The organism is Spirochaetota bacterium, from assembly GCA_040756435.1.
In the GTDB taxonomy this organism is placed as follows: domain Bacteria; phylum Spirochaetota; class UBA4802; order UBA4802; family UB4802; genus UBA4802.
This window is the reverse complement of sequence record JBFLZD010000018.1, coordinates 1-17,173: the sequence shown is the minus strand read 5'-3', so window position 1 is coordinate 17,173 and position 17,173 is coordinate 1. Positions and strand designations below refer to the sequence as shown.

Annotated in this window: 12 protein-coding genes and 3 pseudogenes; 13 read left to right on the top strand and 2 right to left on the bottom strand. The window is 37.6% G+C overall.

Going from position 1 to position 17,173, the window contains the following annotated elements; translation table 11 throughout:
* Positions 1-732 carry a UPF0280 family protein gene (locus tag AB1444_06800; protein ID MEW6526356.1) on the bottom strand — a complete coding sequence of 244 codons (732 nt, stop codon included), beginning with the start codon at positions 730-732 and terminating at the stop codon, positions 1-3.
* The gene (locus tag AB1444_06795) at positions 713-1,903 is read right to left on the bottom strand and encodes a homocysteine biosynthesis protein (protein ID MEW6526355.1); all 1,191 of its coding nucleotides are present in this window, start codon (positions 1,901-1,903) and stop codon (positions 713-715) included. The genes AB1444_06800 and AB1444_06795 overlap by 20 nt, the downstream gene beginning before the upstream one ends.
* Before the next feature lie 268 nt (positions 1,904-2,171).
* Here AB1444_06795 and AB1444_06790 point away from each other — a divergent pair.
* The 13 genes and pseudogenes from AB1444_06790 to AB1444_06730 all read left to right on the top strand — a co-directional run.
* Positions 2,172-2,963: pseudogene (locus AB1444_06790) on the top strand (DEAD/DEAH box helicase family protein).
* Positions 2,964-2,990: 27 nt separating this feature from the next.
* Positions 2,991-4,532: a class I SAM-dependent DNA methyltransferase gene (locus AB1444_06785; GenBank protein MEW6526354.1), complete on the top strand. Its 1,542-nt coding sequence runs from the start codon at positions 2,991-2,993 to the stop codon at positions 4,530-4,532.
* Positions 4,533-4,613: 81 nt separating this feature from the next.
* Positions 4,614-5,744, top strand: coding sequence for a Fic family protein (locus tag AB1444_06780; GenBank protein ID MEW6526353.1), 1,131 nt, complete (start codon positions 4,614-4,616; stop codon positions 5,742-5,744).
* Positions 5,744-5,905, top strand: a pseudogene (locus AB1444_06775) (ORF6N domain-containing protein). Before AB1444_06780 ends, AB1444_06775 begins: the two are co-directional and overlap by 1 nt.
* 52 nt (positions 5,906-5,957) lie before the next feature.
* Positions 5,958-6,509 carry an HNH endonuclease gene (locus AB1444_06770; protein MEW6526352.1) on the top strand — a complete coding sequence of 184 codons (552 nt, stop codon included), beginning with the start codon at positions 5,958-5,960 and terminating at the stop codon, positions 6,507-6,509.
* A gap of 140 nt (positions 6,510-6,649) precedes the next feature.
* Positions 6,650-6,970, top strand: a pseudogene (rhuM, locus tag AB1444_06765) (RhuM family protein).
* Between the two features lie 17 nt (positions 6,971-6,987).
* Positions 6,988-7,881, top strand: a complete 894-nt coding sequence (locus AB1444_06760; GenBank protein ID MEW6526351.1) for a DUF3800 domain-containing protein — start codon at positions 6,988-6,990, stop codon at positions 7,879-7,881.
* A 140-nt stretch (positions 7,882-8,021) separates the two neighbouring features.
* Positions 8,022-8,498, top strand: a complete 477-nt coding sequence (locus AB1444_06755) for a hypothetical protein (protein ID MEW6526350.1) — start codon at positions 8,022-8,024, stop codon at positions 8,496-8,498.
* Positions 8,491-9,657: a restriction endonuclease subunit S gene (locus AB1444_06750; protein ID MEW6526349.1), complete on the top strand. Its 1,167-nt coding sequence runs from the start codon at positions 8,491-8,493 to the stop codon at positions 9,655-9,657. Before AB1444_06755 ends, AB1444_06750 begins: the two co-directional genes overlap by 8 nt.
* Positions 9,650-10,288 carry a hypothetical protein gene (locus tag AB1444_06745; GenBank protein ID MEW6526348.1) on the top strand — a complete coding sequence of 213 codons (639 nt, stop codon included), beginning with the start codon at positions 9,650-9,652 and terminating at the stop codon, positions 10,286-10,288. The genes AB1444_06750 and AB1444_06745 overlap by 8 nt, the downstream gene beginning before the upstream one ends.
* Positions 10,278-12,902, top strand: coding sequence for a hypothetical protein (locus AB1444_06740; protein ID MEW6526347.1), 2,625 nt, complete (start codon positions 10,278-10,280; stop codon positions 12,900-12,902). Before AB1444_06745 ends, AB1444_06740 begins: the two co-directional genes overlap by 11 nt.
* Positions 12,895-16,125, top strand: coding sequence for a type I restriction endonuclease subunit R (locus tag AB1444_06735; GenBank protein ID MEW6526346.1), 3,231 nt, complete (start codon positions 12,895-12,897; stop codon positions 16,123-16,125). Before AB1444_06740 ends, AB1444_06735 begins: the two co-directional genes overlap by 8 nt.
* 108 nt (positions 16,126-16,233) lie before the next feature.
* Positions 16,234-17,173, top strand: a 940-nt coding sequence (locus AB1444_06730; GenBank protein ID MEW6526345.1) for a radical SAM protein, incomplete at its 3' end; no start/stop codon positions are given.

The window sequence follows — 17,173 nt, the reverse complement described above, 5'->3', positions numbered from 1 at the left end:
TTATTCAATTTCAGTAAGTTCAATGCAACCTTTGACTGCCATCGTATTCCAGTATATCACCAGTGCGCTTTTTACACCAGATATGCTGGTTGCAAACGATACAGCGTTTGTACAGTCACTATCGCTTTGTACTAAGTTACAGGTTGCGGTTGCAACCGCATCTGCCAGTGCTGCATCAGTGGCAATGATTGTTGCAATATCGGCTTTGCCAAAACTAAATGAGCGCCCAAACCTCCCTGATGACGAACAGATGCCACAGGGTGTCATGCCAGGGGTCAGAGCAATGCCTAAATTTTTTGAAAATGCTGAGCGCCCCGCAAACACACTGATTGTTGCAGGTTCACGCACATACGCCCATATATCACCGCCGTTTTCCACAATGACCTCAGAGCTGTAGTGCAGCAAATCTTCCCCCACCATCTGGGCGATAGCTCCCGCGACTGCTGCCATGGGACCAACTTCTGCCATCAAAGAAGCTTTGCACATTCGTTGAACAACCTCAGGCGCTCCAAATTCAGGCTCAAGCGGGGTCAGAGCATGAAGAAACTGTGGGTGTTTTTCACTATAGCGCTCAATATCTTCCCGTAAGCTTTTAACCAGAACTATCGCCCTATCATATACATTTGAATGGGTGCATATATAAAGATTGGTTGTTTCAACACGCACCTCAAAGGTGGTAAAACGTGTGGAAAGCGTTCTGTAGGGCAATGTGTTACTCATGACGTTTGTCATAGGGTACCGATGGCAGTAGTATTTGTGGCTGACCCAGAGTAAACTGATTGCCTGTTATCCAATCTTTAAGTATTGTGGCAATCTTTTTTGCCATGGGATAGCTTGAAAGTGGTGCAGTGGGGATACGTTTGCCACCAATTTCAATAAACCCTGATTTTAGCTGTGCATAACTAACCTCGGCAATGACGCGTCCTATTGCATTGGGGTAGTCATAGCCGTAATCTACAACCTGGCAAAAGATCTGGTCATCGGAAACACCGGTAAAGAATGCTAAGTCCTCGTTTAAAATTGGAATGGGAATACCCAACCCAACCATAAGCGAGCAACCATACCCGGTAATCGATGCTCCTTTAATAAATTGTGCCGACATCTGCTTCATATCGCCGGTTACAGCAATGGTTCCTGCACCTGAGCGTACCACACCATTATCGCCACGCGGTGCATTGGGGTCATGCTGAGTACCGCGCCATGTTACAGCACCAACAGTACCGCCTAAAAAAATTTTGGTGCCAACGCCAATTGTCCAGTAATACGGATCATTGAGCAGAGGGCTTAGCTGCCCGGCACTTGAGTAGGTTGCATTTCCCATATTGGGGCGCAGTATCCCCATGTAGGTGTATATGGTTTTTTTGGACTGGTTGACAGCACAGTTATAGTTTTGATAGGCATTGCGTGGATTGTATAAAAATGCATCACGAAGGTCATGTATGGTTACTGTTGCTTCGTATTCACGTAAAGGATAGCAGTCGGTACCGTAGCTTTTTGCTTTAAGCTTGACGGGTTTACCGGCAATTAAATCCTCAATAACATGTCCACCACCATATTTAAAGCGTCCTGGATGTACTTTGTTGAGTGGGTCATCGTCCTGCACCTGAGTTGCACCAATGTAAATATCCACTACAGCAAGGCCTGCATACGCCTCTACATCGTTGAGCCATACCTTTGAGGCTTTAATCTTGGGACGGGTATGACCAAAATTGATAAATGCACCGGAGGAACACATGGTACCAAAGGTTCCAGTAGTCACCACGTCAACTTTTTTGAAGGCTTGCTTGTATCCTTCAGATTTTACTATGCCTGCCATTTCTTCGGCAGTGACAACAACTACATCACCTTTTTTTATCTTTGCATTTATTTCTTCATAGCTTTTCTTTATAACAATATCACTCATGATTAATTTCCTTTGTGTTATTATGTGTGGGATACCATTATGGCGTCAAAGCATATAAACAGGCAAGTAAAAATTTTGTGATAAGAGGTTTAGAAACTTGTAATTTCTACAAATTTCAAAAAAGACTTGAAAAAATAAAAATGTAATAAAATTTTATTTTGAATAAAATAAAAATTGCAAATATGTGAAAAATTGTTTCTATGTACAAATGATAAGACTAAAAATTATAAATGAAATCAATTATGATATACTTTAAAAGATCTTTGTGATGCCAGAAAAAGAAGCAAAAGCAAGAATAAAAATAAATAAATTGCTGGAAGAGGCAGGTTGGAGGTTTTTTGACACTGAAGAAGGCAAAGCTAATATCTTATTAGAAAATAATGTTAAGATAACAAAACAAAAGCTTAACGAGTTTGGTGAAGATTTTGAACATACTACTAATGGCTATGTGGATTTTCTCCTTCTGGATGAGGCAGGCTATCCACTGGTTGTCCTAGAAGCTAAGTCCCAGGATAAAAATCCACTTTTTGGTAAAGAACAGGCACGTAAATATGCTCTTGCTTTGAATTGTCGTTTTGTTATACTTACCAATGGAAATATACATTACTTCTGGGATTTAGAAAGAGGGAACCCACATATCATAAGCAAATTTCCTTCTCCTGAAACTGTCAGAGGGTATACTGATTTCAAACCCGATAAGAACCGTCTTGTAGAAGAAATTGTCAATGACGACTATATTGTCCTGACGCAAAAACCTGATTATAAAAATGATCCATCCTATAAAAATGAGGAAACCAGACAGGGATTTATTATAGAGAATAAATTGCGTTTCCTGAGAAATTATCAATTGCGGGCTGTGAAATCTATTCAAAATGCTGTAAAAGATGGTAAGGACAGGTTTCTTTTTGAAATGGCAACGGGTACCGGTAAAACCCTTGTTGCTGCTGCCCTGATAAAATTGTTTTTAAGGACAGGCAATGCTCGCCGTGTATTATTTCTGGTGGATCGTCTTGAACTTGAAGACCAGGCATATAAGGCTTTTGATGCATATTTGAGACATATTGTAATAACAAGAAAGGAGATCTAAATGGCAAAGAAAAATAATCAGCAAATAGAACCTCTTGAAACGCAACTTTGGAAAGCAGCCGACAAACTCAGAAAGAATATTGACGCTGCCGAGTATAAACATATAGTTTTAGGGCTTATTTTCCTTAAATACATTTCCGATTCATTTGAAAGTCTGTATGAAAAATTGCTGAAGGGCGAAGGAGAGTATGCCGGAGCTGATCCAGAGGACAGGGACGAATATAAAGCAGAAAATGTCTTTTTTGTTCCGCCGGTAGCCCGATGGTCATATCTTCAATCAAAAGCAAAACAGCCAGATATTGGCAAGGTAGTTGATGACGCAATGGATGCGATCGAGAGAGAAAATCCTTCGCTTAGAGGAGTTTTACCAAAGGTTTATGCACGGGGTAATCTTGATCCAACAAGTCTTGGTGGTTTAATAGATTTAATTGGTAACATTGCCCTTAAAGATGCAAAAGCAAGAAGTGCAGATATTCTGGGGCATGTTTTTGAGTATTTCCTTGGTCAATTTGCCCTTGCAGAAGGGAAAAAGGGGGGTCAGTTCTATACGCCCAAAAGTGTTGTTGAGCTTCTGGTAGAGATGCTTGAACCTTTTAGTGGTAGAGTCTTTGACCCATGCTGCGGCTCTGGTGGAATGTTTGTTCAGTCGGAAAAATTTGTTATGAGTCATCAGGGTAGAATTAACGATATTTCTATTTATGGACAAGAGAGCAACCAGACCACCTGGCGACTTTGTAAAATGAATCTTGCCATTCGTGGTATTGATAGTTCGCAGGTTTTATGGAACAGCGAAGGCTCTTTTTTGAACGACGCCCATAAAGACCTGAAGGCTGATTTTGTTATTGCCAATCCACCGTTCAACGACAGCGACTGGGGTGGTGAGCTATTAAGAAAGGATGCAAGATGGCAATATGGGGTTCCTCCGACCGGCAATGCTAACTATGCCTGGATACAACACTTCATTTATCACCTTGCACCGAGTGGTGTTGCTGGTTTTGTTCTGGCAAAAGGGTCGCTTACTTCTAAATCATCTGGCGAAGGAGAAATAAGAAAGGCACTCATAGAAGCCCGTCTGGTTGATTGCATTGTTAACCTTCCGCCAAAGTTATTTCTGAATACACAGATTCCTGCCTGCCTCTGGTTTGTGAGCAGGAATAAGGCAAACGGAAAGTTCAGAAACAGAAGGGATGAGATATTGTTTATTGATGCCCGAAACCTTGGACACCTCATCAATCGCAGAACCCGTGAATTTTCAAAAGAAGACATTGAAAAGATTGCTTCTACCTACCACAACTGGCGCAATCCCAATGGAAAATACCAGGACATCAAAGGTTTCTGCTGTTCTGTCAACATTGAACGGGTGCGTGAACTGGATTATGTGCTTACCCCGGGTCGCTATGTGGGACTTCCCGATGATGAAGATGACTTTGAATTTAATGAGCGATTTACCAAACTAAAAGCTGAGTTTGAAGAGCAGTTAAAGGAAGAGGCAAGACTAAACCAGCTTATTCTTGAAAACTTAAAAAAGGTGAAACTGCAGTGAAAGTAAAATATGGATTTTCTTATTTTACTTTAGAGCGGGAAAGTAAAATAAGGAAAATTTTAATTTACTTTGGGGGCTAAAATGGATATTAAGGATTTCAAAGCAGGTATATATAAAAAGGGTTATGAATATTCATATTTTTTACCTGAAAAGATAAATCACCCTTTTGTCTGGACAGATGAAACCATAAATGAACTTTTGGAAAAAGCCTCTTTAAAGCTGGGGGAATTGAACTCTTTTTCACGCCTGGTGCCAGATACAGATATGTTTATAAAAATGCATATTTTTAAAGAGGCAGTAGTATCAAGTCGCATTGAGGGGACAAGAACAAATATTGAAGAGGCTCTAAACGAAGAAAAAGATATAGACCCTGAAAAACGAGACGACTGGAAGGAGGTAAACAATTATGTTAAGGCTATGAATAATGCCATAGAGAACCTCAAAAAATTGCCTCTCTCAAACAGATTAATCAGGGATACTCATTGGATCTTACTTTCAAGTGGTAGAGGCGAACATAAAGCTCCTGGGGAATTTAGAAAATCGCAAAACTGGATTGGCGGAGCTACCATAGCTGACGCAGTATTTATTCCGCCAGCGCATACAGAATTACCAGAACTACTTTCTGATTTTGAAAAGTTTCTTAATAATAATGAATTAAAAATCCCACACTTAGTAAAAATTGCCATTGCTCACTATCAGTTTGAAACCATACACCCCTTTCTTGATGGGAATGGAAGAATAGGTCGTTTACTGATTACCCTATATCTTGTAGCAAATGGTTTACTGGAAAAACCTCTGTTGTATTTGTCAGAATATTTTGAAAAAAACAAGACACTTTATTATGATAACCTAACTTTTGTTAGAACAAAAAATGATCTGGGACAATGGATAAAATTCTTTTTAAACGGAGTGGCTTTAACTTCTGAAAATGCTGCAACAACTTTGCAAAAAATAATCAAGTTAAAGGAAGACATAGAAAAACACAAAATTTTAACGATGGGCAAAAGATCAAAGCAGGCGATGGAATTCTTGCATCATCTTTTCAAAAAACCTGTTGTAACCGTAAAGGAAGTGCAAGAGATGATCACTCTTTCACCAAAGGCTGCTAATAATCTTGTTAATGCTTTTGTAGAAAATAAAATACTGATTGAATCCACGGGATATCAAAGAAATAGGGTTTTTGTTTTTGAGGAATATATAAGGATGTTTTAATGATTTGTTTACAACTTACAGATGATGAATTGGTTGTCTTGAAATCGCAACTTGCGACAGCAAGTGGTTCTTCAAATTTGAGATCACAATTTGTGACCTCAAGTTGGGGTGGCCGCCGTTACCTTCCATACGCCTTCACCGAACAGGGTGTTGCAATGCTATTCAATAGGGATATTGTGTCACTTAAAATGCTGGCAAAACTGGAGGGATACCATGCCTGACCGTGAAGTGTGCACGATACGCGACCTGATATACTATCAGTATGCCAAGATAATCGCCAGAAGCGCCCTTGGCCCCGGGGCAAAAAAGCACTCCTACGGTTTCATCAAAAAGACCTTCCAGCAGTTGAAGAACGATGAGAAGAAGTGGTCGGAAATACTGCGCGAAGACAAGCAGCTCATGGAAGCGGAAAAGAAATGCATTTACTGCGGAAGCAAGGAGAACCTGAGCTGGGAGCACATCGTGCCCCGCTCCCTGAGCATAAACGAACGCTGCCCCGCCTGCGACCGCATCCAAGGCATCCACAACCAGATATGGGCATGCAAAAGCTGCAATTCAAAGAAAGGCACTAAAGGGCTGTACCACTTTTATAAGGAGATGCATCCCGACGCTAAAATACAGGACATCATCCCCCCACTGCTGGAGAAGAAATACCTCAAGACGATATACTGCTGCCACGAGTGCAACGGCTCGCTGGACAGCGACATGGGCGGAAAAAGACTAACGGTTCTGGATCTGGACCTGAGGCCAGGGGGTGGGGTGTGATGAGTGAGTGGAAGGAAGTTAAATTGGGGGATGTTGCTGAAATAATGCCGGATTTTGCATTTAGTAGTCAGAATTTTATTGAAAATAATCGACATGCTAAGGTCATTAAAATAACTGATATATCGCCACCTTTTATTGACATAAGTAATGCTATGTTTGTTGATTTAAAACCATACGATAAAAAAGATGGTCTCTGTGTGGAAGTTAGACTTGAAGATGAAACGGTCTGGCTTTCCCAAAAACAGATGGGTGAACTCTTTGATAAAGATGTGAGAACCATAAATGAACATATCCAAAACATCTGCAAGGGAGAAGGACTTGAAACTTTTTCAACTATCTGGAAATTCCGGATAGTTCAACAAGAAGAAAAAAGAAAGGTAGAAAGTGAAATAGCTTTTTATAACCTTGATGTTATTATTTCGGTTGGTTATCGAGTAAAATCTCTCCGGGATACAGATTTTTATAAAGGGAGGGGTGTATGCTAAACGCTGAAGTTAAACAACATGATTATATCACAACAGAATATATCATGTTTACTGACGAAAGTTATATAACAGACTCGAGGTATAGAAGTTTATCCGCTTTTTCATTTAAGAAATCAAAATATAAAGAATTCTGTAACTCAATTAGATCTATTATGTTAGAATCTGGTATTAAGGAGTTTAAATGGCAAAAATTAAAAGATGCTAAATACTATTTTTGTGCTGAAAAGCTTATTGATTTTGTTTTAAATAATATTTTAACTTTCGATTTAAGAGTTGATACTATAGTATGGGATACTCAGGATAGTCGCCACAATGTCAAAGGAAGAGATGATATGGCTAACTACGAAAGAATGTTTTTTCATCTACTTAATCATGCAATAAAACAAAGACCTCGAGGAAGCAGATGGTTAATATTCCCGGATGAAAAAAATGGAATCGACTGGGATACAATAAGCAAGTGTTTAGACAATAAAGGCAAAAAACAGGAATTAGTTAATACTATATTTGGATCTTTTTTTACCGATTCCTATTATAGTATTGAAGATTTTAAAGAGAAAAAATCACATGATGAATATCCAATTCAGATTGCAGATTTGTTCTCAGGAATGGCAGTTTTTTCTCGTAATAATTTTGACTGTTATCAAAGTTATATAGATTCTCGACAGCCACTTCTTTTTTGTAATAAGGAGTATAAATTAAGTAATCGTGAAAAATATAGATGCAAACTTCTTGAGTATTTTAATAATGAATGTAAAAATAAAAAACTCGGAGTTTCTTTGGAAAACAAAAGAGGTCTTTATACATTTGATCCAAAAAATCCGATAAATTTCTGGCATTATGAACCACAGGGTGATTATGATAAGGCACCTACCAGAAAAGAAAAATAGGAAAAGGAGTCACCATGTTAGACAACGAAACCAAACGCCGTATTGATACAGCTCGCGATATTCTCGTGGGCAAGGTACCTGACCCTAGATGGATATTCAGATAATGGCGATAATGAATAATTTGAAATAGGGGAAATGGAATGAAATTACAAGAAAACCAAATATTACAACTCAAATCCGCCATTGAAACTGCACTGGATTTAGTCTATGAAAAAGACATTTATTTGATTGAAAACAAAGTACATGAGCGTTCCATTGTCAATCGTTTTAGTATTTACTTTCAACAAATACTCGATGAGACTGAGTTTGCAGCTTATCATTTGGATTTTGAATACAATAAGAATCATGCAAATCCTAAACGCACTGTGAATTTCGAGCAAGGAACTTATCCAGATATTATACTTCACCGTCGCGGTAGCAATGATGCAAATGTCTTGATCATTGAGTTCAAAACATGGTGGGATAATAATACAGAAATTGATATTAAAAAACTGAAAGATTTTACTGATCAGAATGGCCCGTATCAATATGTCATAGGCTACTCGATAGTATTTGGCCGAACAAAAAGTGCTCTATCAAAAACTCTTGTTAAAAACGGTGAGGTTTGCAATGAGTGAGTGGAAGGAATGTACTCTTAAGGAAATTGCTATAGTTAATCCAACAGAGAGTCTTCCCAAAGGTGTAAAAGCAAAAAAAGTAATGATGGATACCCTGATCCCATTTACGAAAAAAATCTCATGTTACTCGATTGAAGAATATAATGGTGGTATGAAATTTAGAAATGGAGATACACTCGTTGCTCGTATTACTCCATGCTTGGAAAATGGGAAAACAGCCTTTGTTGATATTCTTGATGATAACGAAGTAGGATTCGGTTCAACTGAATTCATCGTTTTAAGAGAAAAAAAAGACTTGAGTGACAAAAATTTTCTTTATTATTTCGCAATGTCACCAGATTTTAGAGATGTTGCAATTTTATCAATGACAGGAAGTTCTGGAAGACAAAGAGTTCAAATAGATGTAGTAGAAAATCATCCTTTTTTACTCCCCCCTCTCCCCGAACAGCGCGCCATTGCCTCTGTGCTTTCCAGTTTAGACGACAAAATAGACCTTCTCCACCGCCAGAACAAAACGCTGGAAGCTATGGCAGAAACACTTTTCAGACAGTGGTTTGTGGAACCGTGCAAGGACGGGTTGCCTGAAGGATGGGAGGAGAAGCCTTTAGAAGAAATTTATTTATTTGAAAAGGGTTTTGAACCAGGAAGTAACAATTATTTAGACTATGAGGAGTCAGGCGTTATTAGATTTATCAGAGTTGGTGATATGTTTGATTCTAATGGGAATATTTTTATAAAAAAAGAATTAGCTTTGAAAGTTTGTAATGAAACAGATTTGCTTATGTCTTTTGACGGAACTGTGGGAAGAATAACCTTTGGTTTAAATGGTGCTTATTCTTCAGGAATCAGAAAAATATACTCAAAAAATAAAATATATGATAATTTAGGTTTAAAATATTTGCTTTTTAACTCCAAAGATATTCAGGAACTAATTAATTCTCATGCTTCAGGTTCAGTAATATTACATGCTAGTTCAAGTATAAAATATTTAACTTTTAATTTTCCTGAAGATGAACAGATAGACCATTTTAATGAAGTCATTAATCCCATATTCAATAAAATATTGCAAAATAAAATTCATATCCGCACGCTCGAGAAACTGCGCGATACCCTTTTGCCAAAATTGATGAGCGGGGAAGTGAGGGTAGAATATGAATAAAGATGCATTAAAAAATTTAAAACCTTGGATGATGAAACCATTCGAAATTTTATATCATGCTGAAATACACTACCAGAAAGGGACAGATTACGATAAAAGATTATCACTTATCAGTTTTGATAATTCAATTGAAGTATCAATTACTACATATTTAACTTTAAATCCTATCCAGCGTGGAAATCGCTCATATGAGAGTAAAAAAGTAGATGAATGGTTAAAAAACTATCACACAAAGATTGATTTTTTCATCTCTGAATTAACAACAAGAAGATTACCTATATATAAAGGAAAAGATGAAATCATTTGGTTTCATGACCAAAGAAACGAACAATATCATGGTTCTAATGCAGGTGTTCCAGCAGAAAAAACATTAAAAGATATTCGTCAAATTGCTATATGGGTATTTTCTGTTTTATTTGCTATACCTGATGTTGAATCACTTCTTCAGGCAGCAATTACAGAAGCAGAAAAAAGTTTCCCAGAAATACCTCAAGAATTTGTAAAACCTAAATTTGATCATATAAAACCAGGACATGAGAATTCTTTATTTATTGCCTCTATTTTAGGAGGATGGGATGAAAATTCTACTGGTGATAATAAAATCATTAAGGAGTTGACAAGTGGATTCTAAAGAATGGATAAATAATATTCGAGAAATAAATAAATACAACGAGGAAGTTTTTTTTCTGCACAATGGCCATTGGCTTGTTAAAGATAAAGTATCTATTCTATTAAGATATGCTTCATTTTTTTATGATAGTCATCTTGATTCTATAAAAGAAATAGCCTTAAAAGTATTATCAGAAGTCCATCCTCAATTTGATTTAAAACCTGAAGATAGATTTGCAGCAGCAATTTATGGTAAAAAACCAAAATATTCGCAAGAACTGCGTAAAGGTTTAGCTGAGACCCTTGCATTTTTAGGTGTTCATGGGGCAAAACTTAAAAACTGTACATTACATAAACCTGACGAAACGGTTATTCTTATAATAAGGGAACTTTTTGATAAAGCTGATTGGAAATTATGGGCAAGTTTAAATGAACTTTTGCCAATTCTTGCAGAAGCAAATCCCAATGAATTTCTCAATGCAGTTGAAAAAACTCTAAAGAAAACGCCTTGCTCATTTGATGAACTTTTTCATCAGGAAGGGCGGGGTGGTGTCTTTGGAACAAATTACTTGACAGGTCTTTATTGGGCGCTGGAAACATTGGCATGGAGCGAAGATCATCTTGCAAGAGCTATTCTACTATTAGCTGAACTGGCAACACATGATCCAGGTGGTAGTTATGCCAATCGCCCTGCAAATTCTATTATTACTATTCTTCTTCCATGGTTCCCTCAAACTACAGCTCCAATTAAAAAGAGAATTGCTGCACTAAAAGGTATTCAAAAAAATTATCCTGATATTGCATGGAAAACTGTTATTAGATTGCTTCCAAATCAGCATCAGATTTCAATGGGAAGTCGTAAACCCTTATTTAGAGATTTTATACCTGAAAACTGGAAAAATGAAGTTCCCAAAAAAGAATATTGGGTTCAGGTTAAGCAATATTCTACAATTGCAGTTGAAATGGCTAAAGGAAATATAAACCGTATCACTGAACTTGTTGAAAATATGGATAACATTCCACAACCCTCATTTAGAGAATTCCTTGTTTATCTTTCATCGGATGAGATTATAAAATTACCAGATGCACAAAAACAACCTATCTGGGAAACGCTAATGTTGTTTGTAAAAAAACATCGTCGTTTTTCAGATGCAAAGTGGGCATTGCCTTCTAATACAGTTGATTTGTTGGAACAAACAGCAGATAAAATTAAACCATCAGACCCTGAATATTTATACAGACATTTATTTTCCAATAGAGATAATGAGTTTTTTAATGTGAATATAGATTGGCGTATGTGGCAGGAAAAAATTTTAAACCAAAGAATTGAGGCTATAAAACAAATCTATGAAATTAAGCAATTTGATTCAGTTATTAGTTTTGCAAAAAGTGTTGAAAACCCTATGAAAGTTGGAAATGCATTTGCCCATCTTGCAAATGAAGAAAACGATAAAGAACTACTTCCCTCTTTTTTGGATTCAAAAGAGCAATATAAAAAACAGTTCATCAGTGGATATATCTGGGTTCGTTATCAATTAAAGGGAATTAACTGGATTGAAAGTTTAAATGCTGAAAAATGGTCAACAGAACAGAAATGTGAATTACTTTTTAATTTGCCATTTGAAAAGGAAATATGGGAAAAAGCAGAAAAGCTTTTGGGTGAAAATATAGGAGAATATTGGAGAAAAATTATTGTTAATCCTTTTCCTACTCAAAGTAGCTTGCTTCCTGCTATAGAAAGTTTATTAAAATACGGTCGTCCTCGTTTAGCCATAGAATGTATCTATGCTCATTATTTTACAAAAAAAGAATTTTTAAAGGAGGAGGCAATTAAAGCCCTTATTTCTGGAATTTCATCTGAAGAACCTATTGGTGCAATGGTTGCTTACCATTTAACTGAAGTTATTAAAATGCTTCAAGATGATCCAGAAATTAATGAGGATGAATTATTCAAGATTGAATGGGCATATCTACCATTATTAAATGAATATAATAATGCTAAACCCAAACTGCTTGAAAAATATTTATCGCAAAAACCAGAATTTTTTATTGAGGTTATTCAATTAGTCAATCACTCGAAAAACCAAACAAATGAAAAAGAACCTGACGTCAAAACAAGGAAAAATATTGCATTAAATGCATGGAAACTACTTCAGGAATGGAAACGACCTCCAGGCAAAATGGATGATGGTTCATTTTCAGGTGATGATTTAAAAAAATGGTTTGATGTAGTTAAAAGAAAAACTATTGAATCAGGTCATTATGAGATAGCAATGGAACATTTGGGCAAGGTTCTTTTCTATGCCGATTCCGATCCAAGTGGTCTATGGATACATAAATCTGTTGCTGAATTGCTTGATGAAATGGACAATGAACATGTAAGAAAAGGTTTTATGCTGGAAGTTTTCAATTCACGCGGAGTTCATACTGTTGATCCATCAGGAAACCCTGAAAAAGAACTTGCAGGTTTTTGGAGAAAAAGAGCTGAAGAAATTGAAGAACTTGGACTAATACGCTTTGCTTCATCACTAAAAGAAATTGCTAATTCATATGCTCGTGAAGCGGAGAGAATAAAATATGATTTTTCAGAAGAACAAGAAGATTATAAAGATGGTGATGTAAACTATGATGACTAAAATCACCGAATCTGCCATTGAAGAATTTGCTATCGAATTACTGCAACAATTGGGTTATCAGCATATTTACGCTCCTGATATTGACCCCGATAGCAAAACACCAGAGAGACAATCCTTTGAAGAGGTTCTATTATTAAACCGTTTGAGGCAATCTATCGCCCGTATCAACCCAACCATTCCTGAAGATGCCAGAGAGGATGCCATCAAACAATTACTGCGGCTGAACTCTCCGGAACTTATCGCTAACAACGAAACCTTTCACCGTATGCTCACAGAAGGTATTACGGTTAGCTACAGAAAAGATGGTAGTGAAAGAGGGGATCTGGTCTGGCTGGTTGATTTTAAGAATCCAGAAAACAACGAATTCATCGTTGCCAACCAATTTACTGTTATCGAAAACAACATAAACAAACGCGCGGATGTCATCCTTTTTGTGAATGGCCTGCCTCTGGTTGTTATGGAATTAAAAAATCCTGCTGATGAGAATGCCACATTGCAATCTGCCTTTCGCCAGATTCAAACATATAAACAGGCTATTCCGAGTCTTTTTACCTATAACGAGATCAATGTTATTTCTGATGGCCTTGAGGCAAAAGCAGGTTCCCTATCTGCAGATTTCGGACGATTCAGCACATGGAAGTCTCCAGATCTTAAAAAAGAGTTACCTCAACGGTTGAGTCAACTGGAAATCATTATTAAAGCAATGCTGAATAGGTTCACTTTGCTTGATCTGGTGCGCCATTTCATCGTATTTGAAAAATCTAAAAAAGTAGATAAAGAGAGCGGGTTAACATCAATTCTAACCATTAAAAAACTTGCTGCCTATCACCAATACTATGCCGTAAATCGGGCTGTGGAATCAACCCTGCGAGCATCAGGATTTGCAAGGAATGCGATTAATAAAACCTTGCCTTTAATGGTAGCTGAAGCTCCAGAAAGTTATGGGTTGGCAGATGTCAATAGTCAACCTTCGGGGGATAAAAAAGCTGGTGTAATCTGGCACACTCAGGGGGCTGGGAAATCGCTATCGATGGTATTTTTTGCTGGAAAGATTATCCTTGCTATGGATAATCCAACGATAGTTGTAATTACAGACAGAAACGACCTTGATGACCAGTTGTTTGATACCTTTGCATCATCAAAGCAGCTACTCAGGCAAGAACCTGTTCAGGCTCAGGATAGAGAGCATTTGAAGAAACTTTTAAGTGTTTCCTCAGGTGGCGTGATATTTACAACTATACAGAAATTTCAGCCCGATGAAGGAAATATTTATCCAACATTGACAGATAAAAGAAATGTCATCGTTATAGTTGATGAAGCACACCGCACACAGTATGGCTTTAAAGCAAAAACAATAGACGCAAAGGATGAACAGGGTAAAATAACAGGCAAAAAGGTTGTGTATGGTTTTGCCAAGTATCTTCGCGATGCCCTACCCAATGCAACCTATATTGGTTTTACTGGCACACCTATTGAAAAAGAAGACAAGAATACACCTGCTGTTTTTGGCAACTATGTTGACATTTACGACATAGCTCAGGCACAGGAAGATGGGGCAACTGTCAAAATTTATTACGAAAGCAGATTGGCAAAGATTGAACTTAGCGATGAAGGTAAGAAGCTGATTAAAGAACTTGACGAAGAACTGGAAAAGGAAGATCTATCAGAAACCCAAAAAGCAAAGGCTAAATGGACACAGCTTGAAGCATTGATTGGAAGTAAAGACCGCATAAGTAAAATAGCAAAAGACATTGTCACGCATTTTGAACAACGCCAGGAAGTTTTTGAAGGCAAGGCAATGATAGTAACAATGACAAGGCAAATTGCTGCTCGCTTATACGATGAAATTATTAAGTTAAGACCAAACTGGCATAGCGATGATCTTAAAAGAGGTACAATTAAAGTAGTAATGACCTCAGCATCTTCCGACGGACCAGAGATTGCAAAACACCATACGACTAAGGAGCAGAGATATATCCTTTCAGAAAGGATGAAAAACCCAGAAGATGAATTAAAATTGGTGATTGTTTGTGATATGTGGCTTACAGGATTTGATGTGCCCTGTTTGCACACCATGTATCTTGATAAACCAATGAAAGGACATACCCTTATGCAGGCAATTGCCAGGGTAAATAGGGTTTACAAAGACAAACCAGGCGGGTTGATTGTGGATTACCTTGGAATTGCCTCAGACCTTAAAGAAGCCTTATCATTCTATTCCGATAGTGGCGGAAAAGGCGATCCTGCAGTTCTGCAAGAGCAGGCAGTAGAACTTATGCTCCAAAAATTGGAGATCGTATCCCAGATGTTTTATGGATTTAATTATAAAAAATACTTTACTGCTGATACTTCTGCTAAACTATCCATAATTCTTGCCGCAGAGGAACATATACTCGGCCTTGAGAATGGCCGGAAACGATATATTGATGAAGTTACGGCTTTATCAAAAGCTTTTTCAATAGCTATTCCACATGAACAGGCCATGGCTATTAAAGACGAAGTAGCCTTCTTTCAGGCTGTAAAAGCAAGACTTGTGAAATTTGATAGCACTGGTACGGGCAAGACCGATGAAGAAATAGAAACTGCAATAAGACAAGTAATTGATAAAGCCCTCGTAACTGACAAAGTTATAGATATCTTTGATGCAGCAGGGATTAAAAAACCAGATATTTCTGTGTTATCAGAAGACTTTTTGTTAGAAGTAAAAAATATGGAACACAAAAATATCGCCTTAGAGGTTCTAAAAAAGCTTCTCAATGATGAGATAAAAGCCAGAATGAAAAAAAATCTGGTTCAAAGCCGAACATTAATGGAAATGCTGGAAGATTCAATTAAGAAATATCATAACAAGGTTATTACTGCAGTGGAGGTGATCGAAGAACTAATCCAGCTAAGCAAAGATATAAAGAAAATGGACAAAGAAGCTGAAGAAATGGGGTTATCTGAATATGAGTATGCTTTCTATACAGCAATAGCAGATAATAAAAGTGCGAGGGAATTAATGCAAAAAGAGCAGTTACGGGAACTGGCTGTTGTGATATATGAAAAGGTAAAACAAAACACATCCATAGACTGGACCATAAAAGAAAGCGTGAGAGCCAAATTAAGGGTAATTGTAAAAAGGACTTTAAAGAAATACGGCTATCCTCCGGATATGCAGGAACTGGCTACTGAAACGGTGATTAAGCAGGCTGAAATGATTGCTGAGGAATTAACAAAGTAGAGTGGATAATGGTAAATCAAAATTTCACAGGAAAAAGAAAATTTTTATGTGAAACACAATATTTTTATAGCTGCATGTGCAAAAAAAAGGGTTGGATGAAAGTTGTTGGTGAAGAATAAATCTGGCAAAGAAATAATTATACCAGTAACTATCGCCCATAAAAAAATAATCAGAACTTCAGTAACATTGGCAAGCACCATCTTCCGTGCTACAATTAATATCACTATGGATGAAAAATCACTACAGTATTGCTTTGGGCCAGTGCAGTCGCGAAGGTTAGGGGTATCGCTTGGTGTTGACCTTGTGCCACATAAAACATGCACACTCAACTGTGTGTACTGTGAGTGTGGAAAAACCACCGTGCTTACTGATGAAATACAAGAGTATGTGCCAACTGCGGAAGTCATAAAAGAGTTAGATACGCTACTGTGCACCAATCCCGCATTGGATGTAATCACCTTTTCAGGCTCGGGTGAGCCTACTTTACACAGTGGTATTGGCACCATCATAGATCATTTAAAAAGTAACTATCGCTACAAAATTGCTGTGCTTACCAATGGAACCCTGCTGTGGAAACGTGAAGTACGAAAACGGCTGTATAATGCTGATATTGTTATTCCTTCACTGGATGCTGCTACAGAGCATGCGTTTAACAAAATATGCAGACCGCATAAGCAACTGTCATTGCAAAAAATCATTGAAGGGATTGCCCTGTTTAGAAGAGAATTTAAAGGGCTCTTGATACTTGAAATTTTTATTGTGCCGGGTATTAACGACTCACCGTCAGAATTAGAAGCTCTGGCAAAAGTTACACACAGTATAAATCCGCACCGAATACAGCTTAACTATCTTGACAGGCCGGGAACAGAAGAGTGGGTAAAAAGGGCTTCCATGGAAACGCTGGAACAGTATGCTGTAGTATTTGCTCCAGTCCCCGTGGATATCCCCGGCACACCTGAGTACCGGTTACTTGAGTTAAAGTTACCATTAAAAGAAATGATACTGTCAACCATTGAACGTAGGCCATCCACAGTAGATGATTTAGCCT